Origin of the sequence: Streptomyces sp. NPDC051738, from assembly GCF_044453205.1 — a bacterium.
Classification (GTDB): Bacteria; Actinomycetota; Actinomycetes; order Streptomycetales; family Streptomycetaceae; genus Streptomyces.
On sequence record NZ_JBITCM010000008.1, the window covers coordinates 248,219 to 263,292 of the forward strand.

A 15,074-nucleotide genomic window follows, 5' to 3' on the forward strand; every position below is an offset into this window, starting at 1 on the left:
CCACAGCGCCTCCGGCGCGGTGAAGTCCGCTCTCGCCGTTCACCTGTAGGTCAACGGAAGGTCAGTGGCCCCCGCTAATCCATGGGGGCCGCAGACCCCGTAGATCTTCGATCTTCCAGACTTCGAGAAAGATTCACAGACTCATGGCGAACTACACCGCCGCTGACGTCAAGAAGCTCCGTGAGCTCACCGGCGCCGGCATGATGGACTGCAAGAAGGCGCTGGACGAGGCCGAGGGCAACGTCGAGAAGGCCGTCGAGGCGCTCCGCATCAAGGGCCAGAAGGGCGTCGCCAAGCGCGAGGGCCGCTCCGCCGAGAACGGCGCCGTGGTCTCGATCATCGCCGACGACAACTCCTCCGGTGTCCTCGTCGAGCTGAAGTGCGAGACGGACTTCGTCGCCAAGGGTGACAAGTTCCAGGCCGTCGCCACCGCGATCGCCGAGCACGTCGCCAAGACCTCCCCGGCCGACCTCGAGGCCCTGCTCGCCTCCGAGATCGAGGCCGGCAAGACCGTCCAGGCGTTCGTGGACGAGGCCAACGCCAACCTGGGCGAGAAGATCGTCCTGGACCGCTTCGCGCAGTACGGCGACGGCTTCGTGCTCGCGTACATGCACCGCACGATGCCCGACCTGCCCCCGCAGATCGGTGTCCTCGTCGAGCTCGACAAGCCGAACGCCGAGGTCGCCAAGGGCATCGCCCAGCACATCGCCGCCTTCGCGCCGAAGTACCTCGCCAAGGAGGACGTGCCGGCCGAGGTCGTCGAGTCCGAGCGCCGCGTCGCCGAGGAGACCACCCGCGCCGAGGGCAAGCCCGAGGCCGCCCTGCCGAAGATCGTCGAGGGTCGCCTCAACGGCTTCTTCAAGGACGCCACGCTGCTCGGTCAGCCGTACGCGCTCGACAACAAGAAGTCCGTCCAGAAGATCCTGGACGAGGCCGGTGTCACCCTGAAGCGCTTCACGCGCATCAAGGTCGGCATCTGAGTCCGTGCCGCGATCGGCGCCCCGCCCCTATAAGGTCGAGGGCAGTCGTTGGCGGACGCCGTCACCGCGCACGCGCGCGTGACGGACGACAACAGATCTGACGAGGAGGCCATTGCCGCGCATGGGATGCGAAACACACCCCAACCGGCAATGGCCTTCTTCGTATGTGCACCACGTAACAAAGGCGGGATCTCGATGACCACCAAGCCCCAGAAGAGCGACGACGGCAAAGTACGCGGCCGGTACCTGCTGAAGCTGTCCGGAGAGGCCTTCTCCGGCGGCGGGGGCCTCGGCGTCGACCCCGACGTGGTGCACAAGATCGCCCGCGAGATCGCGGCCGTCGTGCGCGACGGCGCACAGGTCGCGGTCGTCATCGGCGGCGGCAACTTCTTCCGCGGTGCCGAGCTCCAGCAGCGCGGCATGGACCGGGCCCGCTCCGACTACATGGGCATGCTCGGCACCGTGATGAACTGCCTCGCCCTCCAGGACTTCCTGGAGAAGGAGGGCATCGACAGCCGGGTCCAGACGGCCATCACCATGGGCCAGGTCGCCGAGCCCTACATCCCGCTGCGGGCCGTACGGCACCTGGAGAAGGGCCGCGTGGTCATCTTCGGCGCCGGTATGGGCATGCCGTACTTCTCCACCGACACCACCGCCGCGCAGCGCGCCCTGGAGATCGACGCCGAGGCGCTGCTGATGGGCAAGAACGGTGTCGACGGGGTCTACGACTCCGACCCGAAGACCAACCCGGACGCGGTCAAGTTCGACTCCCTCGGCTACGGCGAGGTCATCACCCGGGACCTCAAGGTCGCCGACGCCACGGCGGTCACCCTGTGCCGCGACAACAAGCTCCCGATCCTCGTCTTCGAGCTTCTGGCGGAGGGCAATATCGCCCGCGCCGTCAATGGTGAGAAGATCGGCACGCTTGTGGGTGAGCAGGGCAGCCAGGGCTGACGCCCGAGAACAACCCCGTCCGGGGGACGGACGGGACGGACCCTGACCGGGGGATGGACAATGTCCTGCCGGTCGGGAACCGTGCAGGAAGAAGACGCGACGCAGCCGGCCGCCGCCCCCACCCTGGAACCGCAGCCGGGCCTTTACTCAAGACACGCAGGAGCAAGTGGTGATCGAAGAGACCCTCCTCGAGGCCGAGGAGAAGATGGAGAAGGCCGTCGTGGTCGCCAAGGAGGACTTCGCCGCGATTCGCACCGGTCGTGCGCACCCGGCGATGTTCAACAAGATCGTGGCCGACTACTACGGCGCGCCGACGCCGATCAACCAGCTGGCTTCGTTCTCCGTGCCGGAGCCGCGCATGGCGGTCGTGACCCCGTTCGACAAGACCGCGCTGCGCAACATCGAGCAGGCGATCCGGGACTCGGACCTGGGCGTCAACCCGAGCAACGACGGCAACATCATCCGAGTGGTGTTCCCCGAGCTCACCGAGGAGCGCCGCCGCGACTACATCAAGGTCGCCAAGGGCAAGGCCGAGGACTCGCGAGTGTCCATCCGCTCCGTCCGCCGCAAGGCCAAGGACGCCATCGACAAGCTGATCAAGGACGGCGAGATCGGTGAGGACGAGGGCCGCCGTGCGGAGAAGGAGCTCGACGACACCACGCACAAGTACGTCGCCCAGGTGGACGAGCTCCTGAAGCACAAGGAAGCGGAGCTGCTCGAGGTCTGATGAACGACTCTTCCTGGGGGGCGCCGCCACACACCGGGCATGCCGGACACACCGGGCAAGCCGGGTACTGGGGGACCGCCGCCGAGCGTGGACCTGCCCAGGGGGCTGCCCCGGCGGGTCCCGCGTACGATGCGCCTGAGGCGCACCAGACTCGCCCCATGCCCATCGTGCCCGACGGACCCGCTGTACCTCGATACGGCGACGACCAGGATGACGACCGGGGGGCCGCTCGGCTGAGCGGCCCCTTGTTCCGCGAACAGCAGCCGCATGCGCGGCAGTACGACACGCCGCAGGCGCGGCCCTACGAGGCGGCGCCGCAGAATCCGGAGCCCATGCCCGACGCCCCGCAGCCGGCGCCCCAGCCGCAGAAGAAGAGCGCGGGGCGCGACCTGGGTGCGGCCATAGGGGTCGGTGTCGGGCTCGGTGTGGTGATCGTCGCTTCGCTGTTCGTCGTCAAGGCCGTGTTCGTCGGCGTGGTCGCGGTCGCCGTCGTCGTGGGCCTGTGGGAGCTGACCAAGCGGCTGGAGGAGCGCAAGGGCATCAAGGCGCCCCTCGTCCCGCTCGCGCTCGGCGGTGCGGCCATGGTGGTCGCCGGGTACGTCCGGGGCGCCGAGGGCGCCTGGGTGTCGATGGCGCTGACCGCGCTGGCCGTACTGGTCTGGCGGATGACGGAACCGCCGGAGGGCTACCTCAAGGACGTCACCGCGGGCGTCTTCGCGGCGTTCTACGTGCCGTTCCTGGCGACGTTCGTCGCGATGATGCTCACCGCCGAGGACGGGGCGTTCCGCGTCCTGACCTTCCTGCTCCTGACGGTCGTCAGCGACACCGGCGCGTATGCCGTCGGCTGGCGCTTCGGCAAGCACAAGCTCGCCCCGCGCATCAGCCCCGGCAAGACCCGCGAGGGCCTGCTCGGCGCGGTGAGCTTCGCGATGGTGGCGGGCGCGCTGTGCATGCACTTCCTGATCGACGACGGCACCTGGTGGCAGGGCCTGCTGCTGGGCCTCGCGGTCGCGGCCAGCGCCACGCTGGGCGACCTCGGCGAGTCGATGATCAAGCGGGACCTGGGCATCAAGGACATGGGCACCTTGCTGCCGGGTCACGGTGGGATCATGGACCGACTGGACTCGCTGTTGCCGACGGCGCCCGTGGTGTGGCTGCTGTTGGTGCTCTTCGTGGGGTCGGGCTGACGGATCGATCAGCGCCAGGGAGCCTCCGTTCTCGTAGAGCGGGGGCTGCCTGGTGTGTGGGACGATTTCCGTGTACGCCATCGAAGGCACTCAAAGGGGGTCGTCATGACCGCCATCCGAGAAGTCATCGACGTCGACTGCACGCCGGATGAGGTCTACGCGTATGTCACCGACCCGTCCCACCTGCCGGAATGGCAGCTGAGCGCGATCTCCGCGGAGCAACTCGACGAGGGGCCCCTCCACGCCGGCTCCCGGGTGCGGGTCACCCGTCGCATCGGAAACCGCCAGATTCCGATGACCGTGCAGTTCGACGAGCTCGACCCACCGCACAGCTGGGATCTGCACGGCATCGACGGTCCCGTCAGGCCACGCACCCACGGCGAGATCGAGCCGCTCGACGACGGACGCCGCTCCCGCGTGACGATCGACATCGACTTCGAAGGGCACGGCCTCGGCAAGGTCCTGCTGCCCCTCGTCGTGCGCCCACAGGTCCGCAAGGAGCTGCCACGCGACGAGCAACTCCTCAAGGACCGGCTGGAGCGTACGACCGACTAGTCCCGCACCTACGACGCACAGACATCCCTGAGCTCCTCGGCCGCGGCGTCGATCCGGCCGGCGTCCGGGTCGGTGTCGCCGTTCAGGACGGCCTTGTTGTAGTCCTCGATCGCCCGGTTCAGGTCGTCGACGGCCTTGCCCACCCTGTCGTCGTCCGTCGTGACGTCGATCTCGTCGAGGCGCTTGCCCGTGAGGCCGTCGGCGATCACATCGGCCATCGCGTCGGCCTGATGCAGGCAGTTCAGAGACTTGTCGGCGGAGTCGCAGCCGGTGAGGAGCCCGGCGGTGAGTGCGACGGTGACCAGGGCGGTGGCGAGGACGGCGGTACGGCGTCGGTGATCGGCGGCCATGGAACGATTCCTTCCCGGAGGGCTGTGGTTGGCGCCAACGATCCCGTCGAACGGGCGACTATCACGAGGGAGCGATCTCCCCTGTCCAAAGGGGAGCGGGCTACACCATTTGGATCTGCGACACTGGTACGGCCATGCCTAAGCCCGGAGAACTGGCGTGATTCGGCGCGTGTAGACCTTTTGACCTGCGCGTTTGTCTCGCGCACGGGTTTTCTTGAGGGATGCCGGGCCGTCCCTGGGCCGTCTGGGCGTAGGGACGGCTTGAGCACGGCTGCGTGTGCTGGCGCGTTAGGTTCCAGCGTTATGGCTGGAGAGCTGAGCCATCGGCTTCCGCTCGCGGTGCAGGAACAGGTGACGATGGGCCGAGCTGCGGTAGCGACGCCCCGGACAACTTGGTGATCAGTCCCGCTTGTAGGCGCGTTTTCACTTCCGGATCTTCAACCTCGGACAAGAGCAAGATGGCTTGTTCGGTTGATCGTTCGAGACGCATGTCGTCTCGCAGTGACTCGGTCTGTCGGGTCATGTGACCGAGGGCAATATCGGCGCGGCGATGAAAGAGCTGACCAATCAAAGTCACCACGGCTCCCACGGAGCTAATCACGATGCCTAGGTACAGATCTCCCGAAGTTTCCGCGTACCAGACTGCGAGGGCCACGCCGCCCAAGAGGATCGCGGCACCGATCTTGGCGAATCTCTGGCTCGTCAGAAAGCTACTGCGAGCCTGGGTCAACCCATAGGCGTAGTACTCGATCAGCAGTTCAGCAAACCGATCATCATCGATTCTCTGCTCGGCAGCCGCCGTCGGCTTCTCAGTCTGAGCTTCCCCGTCTGTCAGGACTGCCCGGAGGCGTTGCCGTTCCTCCTGCACCTCGCCTTTGAACTGGTTGGCGGAGGTTCGCCAGGTTGCAATGGAGACTGCGAGAATGCCCAGTGTGAACCCGTTGGCCAAGATGATGTTGATGAGGTCCCAGCTAATCGACAAGATCGTGCCCCCGCCCTTCACCCAGTCTCGGCGATGCTAGCTGGTGTGAGTACAAGCGGGGGCGGTTTCATATCGCGCGCCCCATGTTCACGCAGGGGCGATAGGGCACACGATCATCGGTGGTGATCTGCCACCCCGCGAAGTAGCACGCGATTGACGGCTGTCCTGGTCCTCTCCTGACTCGACGGCATCAAATGTGCGTACACCCGCAGTGTCAGCGCCGGGTCGGTGTGCCCCAGGTACTGGCTGACGGCCTTGATGCTCTCCCCGGCGTCCAGCAGAACGGATGCGTAGAAGTGCCTCAGCGCGTGCATGCCGTGCTCGCGCGCGGACTCGTACTTGCCGTGCTCCCCTGGGGCCGGGATAAGGCCAGCCACCGCGAGTGCGGGCTTCCACTCCTGGATGTTGAAGTTGCTGCGCCACACGACCCCGCCCGCGGTGTTCGTGAACAGGAGACGGGCCGACGCCTTTGGGCCGTCCGGCTTCCGCCACGGCAGCGTGATCTCAACCGGCTTGAAGGCGTCCATGTGGACACGCAGGGCCTCAGCCACCGATGACGGCAGGGGTACGTCTCGCTCTTTGTTGCACTTCGGTGGGGCGAACACGGCTTTCCCTCGGATGAGCTTCACCTGTCGGATCACGCGCAGGATGCCGCCCTCGAAGTCGAGCGCGTCCTCAGCGAGTCCCACGATCTCGCCCTGTCGGAGTCCGCACCCTGCACCCGTGTCCACCATGGTCCGGTACCGCTCGGGGAGTGCTGCGCGAACTGTGTGAACCTGAGTGGGCAGCCATGGCACGACGCGCCGGCGCTCAACCGTCGGCGGGCGGACGGACTTTGCCGAGCATGGGTTCCGGGGCAACAGGGCATCGTCCACGGCTGCGCTCAGCACGGCTCGAACGTCGCCGTAGATGTTGCGCGCGTACGCACCGCTCACTGCGGGGTTTGCCTCCAGGGCGCTGACGAGTTCGCGGATGTGCTCGGGACGGAACGAGTCGAGCGGGCGGGTGCCGAGGACGGGGAACGCGTGCAGGCGCAACCGCTGCTCGGCCACGATTTGGCTGGACACGTCGGCGGTGTGGGCCTTGAGCCACTTCTCGGCATAGGCCTTGAAGGTGATCCGGGCAGCGCGTGGGTCGAAGTACTGCCCGCGTGACATGTCTGACGCGATGTTGTTGAGCCAGTCCTCGGCGAGGCGCTTCTGTCGGTCCTGAAAGCTCTTGGACTTCTCGGTGCCGTCGGGGCCGATGTACCGGGCGCGGTAGCGCATGCCGGTGCCGTGGCGGTTGGTTCGTACACGGCGCGGCTTGCCGGTGGGGTCAGGTTCGGTCTTGTACCAGCGGTCTTGGATGTGGCCTGCCATGTGGCGGCGGTCCTCTCGACATACAGCAGGGAGAGCCGCTGATAGCGGCTCTCCCTGCTGTCTCTGTTGGGTGTTCGGCTAGGCCGCGTCGCGGTCAGCGTTCTTGCGGCTGGTGACGTAGTCGCGTACGTCCGCCGGGTCGTAGCGGATGTACTTGCCGATGCGGAAGCCGGGCGGGCCGATGCGTTTCTTGCGCCACTGGTAGACGGTCTCTTTGGGCACCTCGAAGATCTCGGCGATGTCGTCGGCGTTGAGGTACCGGTCCGGGAGCCCGCCCCGGAGGGTGGCGCGGGGGTCGGGGTCTGTCGGCTGTGCCATAGGGACTCCAAGCGGGGAGGGCCTGGCCGCGTGTGTCCGAGGTTCGGATTTCTGCGTCATTGCGTCATCTGCGTCATTCGGGTTTCTGACCTGCGGTTTTGTGTGACGCGGCGGTTAGGGGGTGCGTCATTGGCGCGTCATGGGCTGCGTCATCGGGTGACGCAGATGACGCAGGATGACGCAGAGGTCGCCGTCTGCGTCATGCCTGTAGTCGCAGGTCAGGGGCCATTTTTCGGCCTCCATGACGCAGATGACGCAGCGTCTTCCCTCTTAGGACAAAAGAGGGGGTGTCTGTTGTGGTGCGGTGCCCCTCACAGCGTGAAGAAGGAGCCGCTGCGCGGCGCGACCTCGGGGCGGCGTTCCGCCGAACAGCAAGAGGAGCACGCCACGGGGATGGTGCTCTTCTTGCTTGTCCTGGCGAGCGCACGGCGCGGGTCAGAGCATCCGCTCTTGCTGGTGTGGGGGCGGGGTGGCCAGGCGCGTCATTTCGAGGTAGCGGCCCTCGCTGGTGCGGCCCGTGTCGATGAGGACACCGCGAGCGGCAAGCGTCGGCTGGAGGCGCTTGAGGCGGTCGGAGAGGACTTTGCCGGTGGTCGGCCACCCCTTGGGCAGGGGACGCAGCTCGTCGCCGCTGTAGAGGCGACTGAGGCAGTGCAGCCACTCGGTGGAGGTCATCCGCTGCTCGCCGCCCGGCTCGATGGTGTCGGCGTGCCGGAGGACGGTTTGCGCGAGGAGGTCGCCCTCGATGACGTCGTCATTGAGGTCGTCCAGACTGGCCCGGTATGCGGTGAGCGCTCCGAGGCCGGTTGCCGCGTCGAGCTGCGCGCACAGGTGCGCGAAGTCGGCCATCCGCAGGTCGGTGGGGGTCTCCGCTTCAACCGCGCGGACCTTGACCGTGAGGTCGAGGAGGGAGCCGAGGACGACGGGCAGAACCTCCGCGTACTCCGCCCACAGTTCGGCCTCGGTGCGCCGGACGCGGGGCCGCTCCAAACGCAGTGGCAGGAGCCGTTCTGCGAGGTCGGGCCGGATGACTCCCACGTCGATACCGGTCAGGAGCAGGGGGCGGCGGTAGCGCGCGCGGAACACGTCCCCGTCGGTGAACAGGGCACGCTTGACGTTCTCGGCTCCGGTCACGATGCAGCACATGGCGTCGGACAGGTCCGGGGTCATGTGGGAGAGGTTGTCCAGGGCGGTGACCCACCCGGCCGCAACCGCCGCGATGAGGTTCTCCTCATCCTTCGGGGCCCGGCGCAAGTCGCCGCTCATGCCCTCGATGATGCGCACGAGCATGCGGCCCCCGGTGGACTTGCCCGCGCCCTGGGGGCCGGTGAGGAATGGCGCGGGGACGGGTACGGACGGACCGAGGCAGCCGATCAGCCAGGCGATTGCCAGGCATTCGGTCTCGGCGTTGGCGAAGTTGCACAGCCGGAGCAGGAGGTCGATGCCCTTGCCGTCGGTGTCCTTGGCCGGCAGGGGCAGTTCCCCGGTGAGCTGGGTGCGCCGCCAGCACACCTCGCGCGGGTCGGGAGTAAGCACGTCCCAGCCGGTGGGGTGGATACGTACCGACTGCCCATCATTGCGGCCCAGGTCCAGCCACGTCGCCCCGTCGAAACCGGGAGCAACGCGGATGTGGACAGGCTGCACGTCCTCGGTCAACGCGAGTGCTTCGATCAAATCCAACGCCTCCTTGAGCGCGGTCCCGTTGAACACACCGCACCCGTCGCGGAAGAGGCCGACCATGAGTTCCTGGCGGTGACTGCCCGTCGTGCCCTGCGAGCGGATCGGACGGGCCACAGGGTGGCCGTTCTTCTGCGCGTACACGGTCCCATCGGCGGTGCGGAAGTACCGGAAGTGCGCCTGTGCGTAGTCGGTGATGACCTCGCGGGCGGGGTTCTTCTCGTCATCGGACATGGTCACAGCCCCAACCTGATACGGGCGTTGGTCCACGCGTCGGTGCAGTGCCGGGCCGATTCACCCTTGGCCTGAGCGGCGGTGAACAGCCGCGCGACATGGGTTTCGGTGAGGCAGCCGCACCGGCCGTGCGTGGAAAGCACGGCCAGGAACGTCCGGTAGACGGTGGTGTGCACGGCACTGGAGGCCTGCGTGATGCGCTGCTCGGCCATGGTGATGCCACGGTCCAGGTAGGTGGGAGTGCGGTGGCGGCACTCCCGCTCCCCCACCGGTGCGGGCACGGCGATGGCCTGCGGTGCCGGCCGGACCGTGGAAGGCTCCCTGACAGCCAGGACGCGCACGGCGTCCGGCAGGGCGGTCATCGTGCCGCTGCCGGGACCGAGCCAGCGGGCGTAGGCCATCGTTGACTTGATGTCGACGCCGTCGCGGACGGCGTTCACGGAGCGCATGGTGCCTCGGTAGGTCCAGTGCTGGCCCCGCGTGGTGGCCACGGTCCGGGTGGCGGGCAGGGTCTCGCGGGCCCATGCGACGGCCGCCTCGTTGTCGAGGTCGACCACGGTCAGCGCGGCGCCGCCAGGGTGGTAGGCGACGGCCGCGGCCTGCCTCCATGCCGTGGCCCATGCTGGCGAGGTGAGGACGCTCGGGTCGGTGGTGGCGGCGGCCCACGCGTGGCATGGGGCGGGGCACTGGCAGGGGCCTGCGGTCTTCATGTTCGGCCGCCCGCCGCAGGCACCGTCCGCGCACGTGCGGCAGTTCCCGAATGGGACCTTGCCTTGCCGCAGCGGCAGCGGTGGCACACCGGCCGCCGCGAGTTCGAGGGCGATGCGAAGGTGAGTGCGGGCCGTTCGGCTCTCGCCGACAACGTGCAGTTGGGGCATGCTGGAGGTCTCCTGCTCTCTTGGAGGGACTGGAGAACCGGGGCGGGCGCAGGCTTGTGGTGAGACGGCGCCCGCCTCGGGCGTAGCTACTGGTTGGCGATCCAGTGGGCGTACTGCTGCCGGACGTAGTGGCGCGGGTCGCAGATGACGGCCGTGTCGTCCAGGCTCATCAGCCGCTCGGCCGCCTCGTTTGCCACCTCGGCCGCGTCGCCGGGGATGTGGTCGGCTTCGTCGCGCAGCGCCATGCGGTCCAGCAACGCCGCTTTGCGGAGCCAGAAGTCACTCGGCAGCCGGGTGCCGAACGGCTTGTCGGTAGCCGCCTGGGCGGTCCATCCGATCTCGCTGACGATGCTCGGGGCGAGCGCGTACGCCTCTTCCGGCTTGGGCCACGGCCCGGTGTTGCTGTGGTGGTCGGCCGTGACATACAGGCGCAGCCGCTTGCCGTTGCGGGTGGGGTGCTGACGTACGGGGCCGACCGTGAAGGCCTGCGACAGGGCGTCGTTGACGCGGTCGGTGTCGGCCGGGTCGCAGATGATGCGGATCTCGAACATGGCTTCCTTTCGTCAGGCTGCGTCGAGGAAGGGCTGTTGCCAGGGCGGCAGGCTGGCCAGGACGCGGGTACGCCAGCGCATGGCGTAGTCGATGCAGTTGGCGCAGTTCTTGTGCGTGTGGCCGGGCAGCGGGGGCCGCTTGCGCGCGTGGTAGCTCCACGCGGCGGAATCGGCCGATGCGAGCAGGTGGCCGACCCGTTCCAGTCCCAGCGTCTTAAAGCCGAAGCCGTGCAGCTTCAGCCCGCGCGCGGCCATCGCGGTCACGATCGCGGCCCCCTCGCGGGTGGACTGCAAACGGCAGACTGAGCCGAGCCCGACCGTGGGTTCGCGAGTCAGATCGACCCCAGCCCGCTCGTACAACTCCGCGCACCACTCGTAGTCCGAGACCTTCCGCCCCTGAAGCACGGGAGCTATTCGCAACTCCGGGGCGAGAGAGCGCAGTTCCAGGAAGTTGGCGACGGTGCGGCGGATGTGCTCCGACACGCTGAGATGGGTGCCAACGAAGACGTTCGGACCGGCCGTGCCGCCGTGGATGATGAGGTCCTCGCACATCCAGTCCTGCGGAGCGGCCCAGTCGTAGGGGCCGACGCACTCCCATATCCGGCGCAGGTCATCGATGTACTGGCGCGGGGTGCGCGTCCAGCGGCCGTGGCGCTGGAGCTCCGAGAATCCGCCGGAGTCCACCGCGTACGGACCGCGCGCCGGATCCAGCTTGACCGCGCTGATGAAGTGCTCGGACTTCAAGAACAGCGGCACATCGGTCAGCCGGACCCAGTGGCGCTTGTGGGTGGTCAGGTAGAACCTCACCGATCCCCCTTCGGGAGCTCCGGCAGTCCCGCGGCTTCCAGCGCCTTGGGGTCGAAGCCGGGCATCGTGGCGCGGGTGACGAGAGCCTGCGCGAGCTGTTCGGCGTAGGCGGCGCCGGTGCGGGCCACTTCGATCTGTGTCGTGGAGCGGAGGGTTTCGACGCGCTCGATGTGGGCGTACTCCTCGCGCCGCTCGCTCGTCTGCCGCTCGAACGCCACGGTCTCGCGGCGGTCGGTGCGCCAGTAGCGTGCGGCGAGGGCGTAGGCGCCAGCGGTGGCGAGCGACCACAGCAGCAGCGGCAGCGAGAGACCGTCGGAGTATCCGGCCACCCCGGCGAAGGCGAGGGCACCGGAAGCGGCGAACGCGGTCCCGGCGAGGACGCTGTCTGCGGTGTGGACGCTCGCGCAGACGCCAGCGGCGGCGGCACCGAGGGAGAGCGCGGTCATCAGTACGGCGTTGCCGACGGAGTGTTCGGCGCCGTTGGCGTTCCAGATCCGGGCCAGCGCGAGCACGGTCGTGGTGGCCAGTGCGGGGGCTGCCTTGGGCAGCGCGGCGGCGACCCAGTGGCGGGCCACGATTTGTTCGTTCATGGCTGGTCTCCTAGATCTTGCCGAGGGCGTTGACGACGGCGGTGGTCAGCTCGGTCACCGGCTCGGAGGCGCCGGTGGAAGCGAGGTAGAAGCCGAACATCACGGCGACGAACGCGGAGCCGTAGCCGAGGGTGTTGGAGCGCAGCAGGAAGAACAGGACCAGGCCGAACAGGGCGACCATGGAGACGGTGATGGCCATCGGTTATCCCTTCGGGGCAGGTGTTTTGGCGGGGGTGTCGCTGCCGTCGCGGTAGACGTGCAGCCAGAGGTTGTAGAGGTGGCGGCCGACGCGTATGCGCTTGCCGTGGCCCTTGCAGCGGCGGCAGTTCTTGCCGCGCTTGATGTGGCCCTTGCGGTCGGTCTTCATCGCGAAGCCGAGGCCGCGGCACTTGCGGCAGTCGCCGTACGGGCTCGCCCTACACAGACTCACGTAACCGAGAGCGACGAAGAGCAGGCAGCCGCTAGCGAGGAGAACCAGGGTCATGGGGTGCCTTCCAGGCGGGATTTCCGGCGTTCTCGCAGGTCGCATGCTAGGTGCGAGGTTGCTGATCAGAGCCGGTTTCGGGTGCTAGTAGGGGTGCTAGGTCTAGCAGCTCAGGCTGCTAGACCTAGCACCCGTGCGCGGTCAGTCTCCGGACCGCTTTCCATCACGCAGAGTGATGGCAGTGGTGATGTCGGCGCGGGCGATACCGCGGCGGGTGGTGCCCTTGCCCTTGTCGGTGGTGCCCCACACGTCCTGCGCCGTGATGCCGTGCGGGCGCAGGTTCGTGGTCACCGTCTCGGCCTTCCAGCCGCCGTAGACCTCCGGGCGCAGCGTGGCGAGGCGGGCGGCGACCTTCTCGTTCCACACCTTCTCCTCGTCCGCGGCCACCACCTTGAGAATGTCGGCGAGCAGGTCGAACGCGGGCTCGCCGCTCTCGGGCGACTCGCCGATGGCGTGGCCGGTGATGTTGCCGTACGCCTCGCGCATCGTGCGGGCACGGGCTACCACCTGTTCGGCGCCGACCGCGTCGACGAACGCGCTCGCGACGATGCGCGGGTCGTCGCCCTCACCGGCCATCCAGCAAATCCCGCGGTCGGAGCGGGAGAACATGGTGGCCCGGTATCCGGCCTTGTACATCGACGTGCCGAGCACCATGTCGTTGGCGGGCTGGCCCATGACCTTCAGGCAGAACCGCAGCACGGCGTTGGCTGAGATGCCGGTGGGCAGCGACTTGGCGTCCGGGCGCTGCGTGCCGAACAGCGTCACCATGCCCAGCGCCGGACCGCGCTTGCCCAGGTCAGTGGCGATCTCTTCGATCTCGGCGCCGTACTTCTCGTGCTCGAAGGGGACCTGGCACTCATCGAATCCGGCGACGATCGGGTGCAGCCCAAGGGACTTGTCGTTGGCCAGCTCGGGCGTGACCTTGGACTCCGGGCAGCGCGAGCGAGGCAGGGACTTGATGACCTTCGCCCGCCGGCGCAGCTCTGCCCGCAGCTCCCGCAGCGATTCGAGGACGTAGAGGATGTCCTCGTCCTCGTCTCCGGCCCGGTAGCGGTGGCAGACCGGCTCCAGGGCGCCGAAGTCGCCGGTGCCCTTGAAGTCGAACGCGTACAGCTCCGAGCGCGGATCCAGCGCGGCGATGAGCAGGAACAGCCGCATCAGGAACGTCTTGCCCATACGCGGAATGGAGCCGACCACCACGCTCGCGAACATCAAGGTCACGGCGACGTCGGCCATGCGCTGGTCGTTGCCGAACACCACCGGCTTGAACAGGTCCACCTGTCCCGACTTCAGCAGCGGCCAAGCGGGCTTGGTGGTCTCGTTCATGGGCTTGTCGCCCACCCACAGGATCAGCCGCCCTTCGTGCTCCGTCGGGTCGGCCGAGGGCCACACACAGCCGACCTTGCGGCGCAGCCCGGACGCCAGCGGCTTACGGGCCTCCATGATGTCCTCCGGGGTCACACCCCAGGGAAGGTCAAGGTCGGCGCGGTAGCCGGGACCGTCCCGGGTGATCTCGGAGGTGAAGCGCATCCCGTTCATGTCGCCGCCCTTCTTGATGGCGGCCGTCAGCTTCGGGTTGCCGATGTTGTCCAGCGCGCGCAGCACGATCGGACCGGTGAGCTTCTGGATCTCGGTCTTCAGCACCGCGGGCCCGATCACGGGATGGTCCTGCGGGGAGCCCCAGAACCCGCAGGCCAGCACCGCGGCCGAGGCCATCACCCCCAGCCAGGCCGGGGCCATCACGTACAGGGTCAGCGCGAACGCAGCACCGAAGACGAGCGCCACGGTCGACACCAGCACGCGCAGCCGCACCCGCCCGTCACGCTGCCGCGACAGCTTCAGGTACTCAGCGGTGTTCTCCCGGCGCACCTCGTACTCGCGCAGCGGAGCACCCTCGGCGTCCCACACCCACTGGTTGGTGTCCCGCACAAAGCGGGCCGCACCGCGCGGCGCGTTCAACGTGAGCTGGAAGACGTACCAGGGGGTGCGGATGCCGTGGAAGGCGGTGGCATAGAAGGCGTTGCCGGTCGCCCGCTGGGCAGTCGAGACGAACCCCGGCTTGGAGGTCAGCCACGTCGGCAGGATCGGCCGACGCTTGTAGGTGGTGATACCCGGCGCCGGAAGGTCGGGCCGGTCGACCGGTCGGGCGACCGAGTCGGCCGACTCCTCATCCTCCGGGTCGGCCGACTCGGAACCCGACTCAGTCGGGCGGGAGTCGGGCACCGGGTCGGGAGTCGGGGCGGCCGACCCGGTGCGGGCGGATCGGGCCTTGTCGAGGTCGACTACCTCGGCGCCGGAGTCGGCCATCTCGGCTTCGAGCCGGTTGAACAGTTCGTTGTCGTCGGGCTGGTTCACTTGAGCAGTTCCTTCCCATGGGAGGAAAGGCGGGGTCCGGCCGTCGCTGTAGGAGGTGAGCGGACGGGCCCCGCCGGATCGTGA

Annotated in this window: 17 protein-coding genes; 5 read left to right on the plus strand and 12 right to left on the minus strand. The window is 68.0% G+C overall.

All coding sequences use genetic code 11. From position 1 onward, the window contains the following. Positions 1-143 precede the first annotated feature (143 nt). From tsf to ACIA8X_RS20940, 5 genes are all read left to right on the plus strand, one after another. Entirely contained in the window at positions 144-980 is an 837-nt protein-coding gene (gene tsf / locus ACIA8X_RS20920; protein ID WP_393450527.1) for a translation elongation factor Ts, read from the plus strand. Positions 981-1,175: 195 nt separating this feature from the next. Next, complete coding sequence (gene pyrH / locus ACIA8X_RS20925; RefSeq protein ID WP_393450524.1) at positions 1,176-1,934, plus strand: UMP kinase; 759 nt, start codon at positions 1,176-1,178, stop codon at positions 1,932-1,934. Between the two features lie 169 nt (positions 1,935-2,103). Beyond that, on the plus strand, positions 2,104-2,661 hold the full coding sequence (gene frr, locus ACIA8X_RS20930) for a ribosome recycling factor (RefSeq protein ID WP_126395378.1): 558 nt from the start codon (positions 2,104-2,106) through the stop codon (positions 2,659-2,661). Next, on the plus strand, positions 2,661-3,848 hold the full coding sequence (locus tag ACIA8X_RS20935; RefSeq protein ID WP_399458851.1) for a phosphatidate cytidylyltransferase: 1,188 nt from the start codon (positions 2,661-2,663) through the stop codon (positions 3,846-3,848). The genes frr and ACIA8X_RS20935 overlap by 1 nt, the downstream gene beginning before the upstream one ends. Positions 3,849-3,953: 105 nt before the next feature. Beyond that, positions 3,954-4,403 (plus strand): SRPBCC family protein, encoded by a 450-nt coding sequence (locus ACIA8X_RS20940; RefSeq protein ID WP_399458852.1) that lies wholly within the window; start codon positions 3,954-3,956, stop codon positions 4,401-4,403. Between the two features lie 8 nt (positions 4,404-4,411). Here the strand turns inward: ACIA8X_RS20940 and ACIA8X_RS20945 are convergent, their stop codons facing one another. From ACIA8X_RS20945 to ACIA8X_RS21000, 12 genes are all read right to left on the minus strand, one after another. Then, positions 4,412-4,753, minus strand: coding sequence for a hypothetical protein (locus tag ACIA8X_RS20945; protein ID WP_399458853.1), 342 nt, complete (start codon positions 4,751-4,753; stop codon positions 4,412-4,414). A 301-nt stretch (positions 4,754-5,054) separates the two neighbouring features. Further along, entirely contained in the window at positions 5,055-5,756 is a 702-nt protein-coding gene (locus ACIA8X_RS20950) for a hypothetical protein (protein ID WP_399458854.1), read from the minus strand. Positions 5,757-5,848: 92 nt separating this feature from the next. Further along, on the minus strand, positions 5,849-7,096 hold the full coding sequence (locus ACIA8X_RS20955; RefSeq protein WP_393450508.1) for a tyrosine-type recombinase/integrase: 1,248 nt from the start codon (positions 7,094-7,096) through the stop codon (positions 5,849-5,851). A 78-nt stretch (positions 7,097-7,174) separates the two neighbouring features. Next, on the minus strand, positions 7,175-7,414 hold the full coding sequence (locus tag ACIA8X_RS20960) for a helix-turn-helix transcriptional regulator (protein WP_393450505.1): 240 nt from the start codon (positions 7,412-7,414) through the stop codon (positions 7,175-7,177). A gap of 435 nt (positions 7,415-7,849) precedes the next feature. Next, positions 7,850-9,325, minus strand: a complete 1,476-nt coding sequence (locus ACIA8X_RS20965; protein ID WP_393451105.1) for an ATP-binding protein — start codon at positions 9,323-9,325, stop codon at positions 7,850-7,852. A gap of 2 nt (positions 9,326-9,327) precedes the next feature. Continuing rightward, positions 9,328-10,203, minus strand: coding sequence for a bifunctional DNA primase/polymerase (locus tag ACIA8X_RS20970; RefSeq protein WP_393450502.1), 876 nt, complete (start codon positions 10,201-10,203; stop codon positions 9,328-9,330). Between the two features lie 86 nt (positions 10,204-10,289). Next, positions 10,290-10,754 (minus strand): hypothetical protein, encoded by a 465-nt coding sequence (locus ACIA8X_RS20975; RefSeq protein WP_393450499.1) that lies wholly within the window; start codon positions 10,752-10,754, stop codon positions 10,290-10,292. Positions 10,755-10,766: 12 nt separating this feature from the next. Next, positions 10,767-11,561, minus strand: coding sequence for a hypothetical protein (locus ACIA8X_RS20980; protein ID WP_393450496.1), 795 nt, complete (start codon positions 11,559-11,561; stop codon positions 10,767-10,769). After that, positions 11,558-12,151, minus strand: a complete 594-nt coding sequence (locus ACIA8X_RS20985; RefSeq protein ID WP_393450493.1) for a hypothetical protein — start codon at positions 12,149-12,151, stop codon at positions 11,558-11,560. Before ACIA8X_RS20985 ends, ACIA8X_RS20980 begins: the two co-directional genes overlap by 4 nt. 10 nt (positions 12,152-12,161) lie before the next feature. Further along, positions 12,162-12,350 (minus strand): hypothetical protein, encoded by a 189-nt coding sequence (locus ACIA8X_RS20990; RefSeq protein ID WP_393450490.1) that lies wholly within the window; start codon positions 12,348-12,350, stop codon positions 12,162-12,164. 3 nt (positions 12,351-12,353) lie between these two features. Beyond that, complete coding sequence (locus ACIA8X_RS20995; RefSeq protein WP_393450487.1) at positions 12,354-12,635, minus strand: hypothetical protein; 282 nt, start codon at positions 12,633-12,635, stop codon at positions 12,354-12,356. A gap of 141 nt (positions 12,636-12,776) precedes the next feature. Then, positions 12,777-14,990 carry a cell division protein FtsK gene (locus ACIA8X_RS21000; RefSeq protein WP_393450484.1) on the minus strand — a complete coding sequence of 738 codons (2,214 nt, stop codon included), beginning with the start codon at positions 14,988-14,990 and terminating at the stop codon, positions 12,777-12,779. Positions 14,991-15,074: the final 84 nt, after the last annotated feature.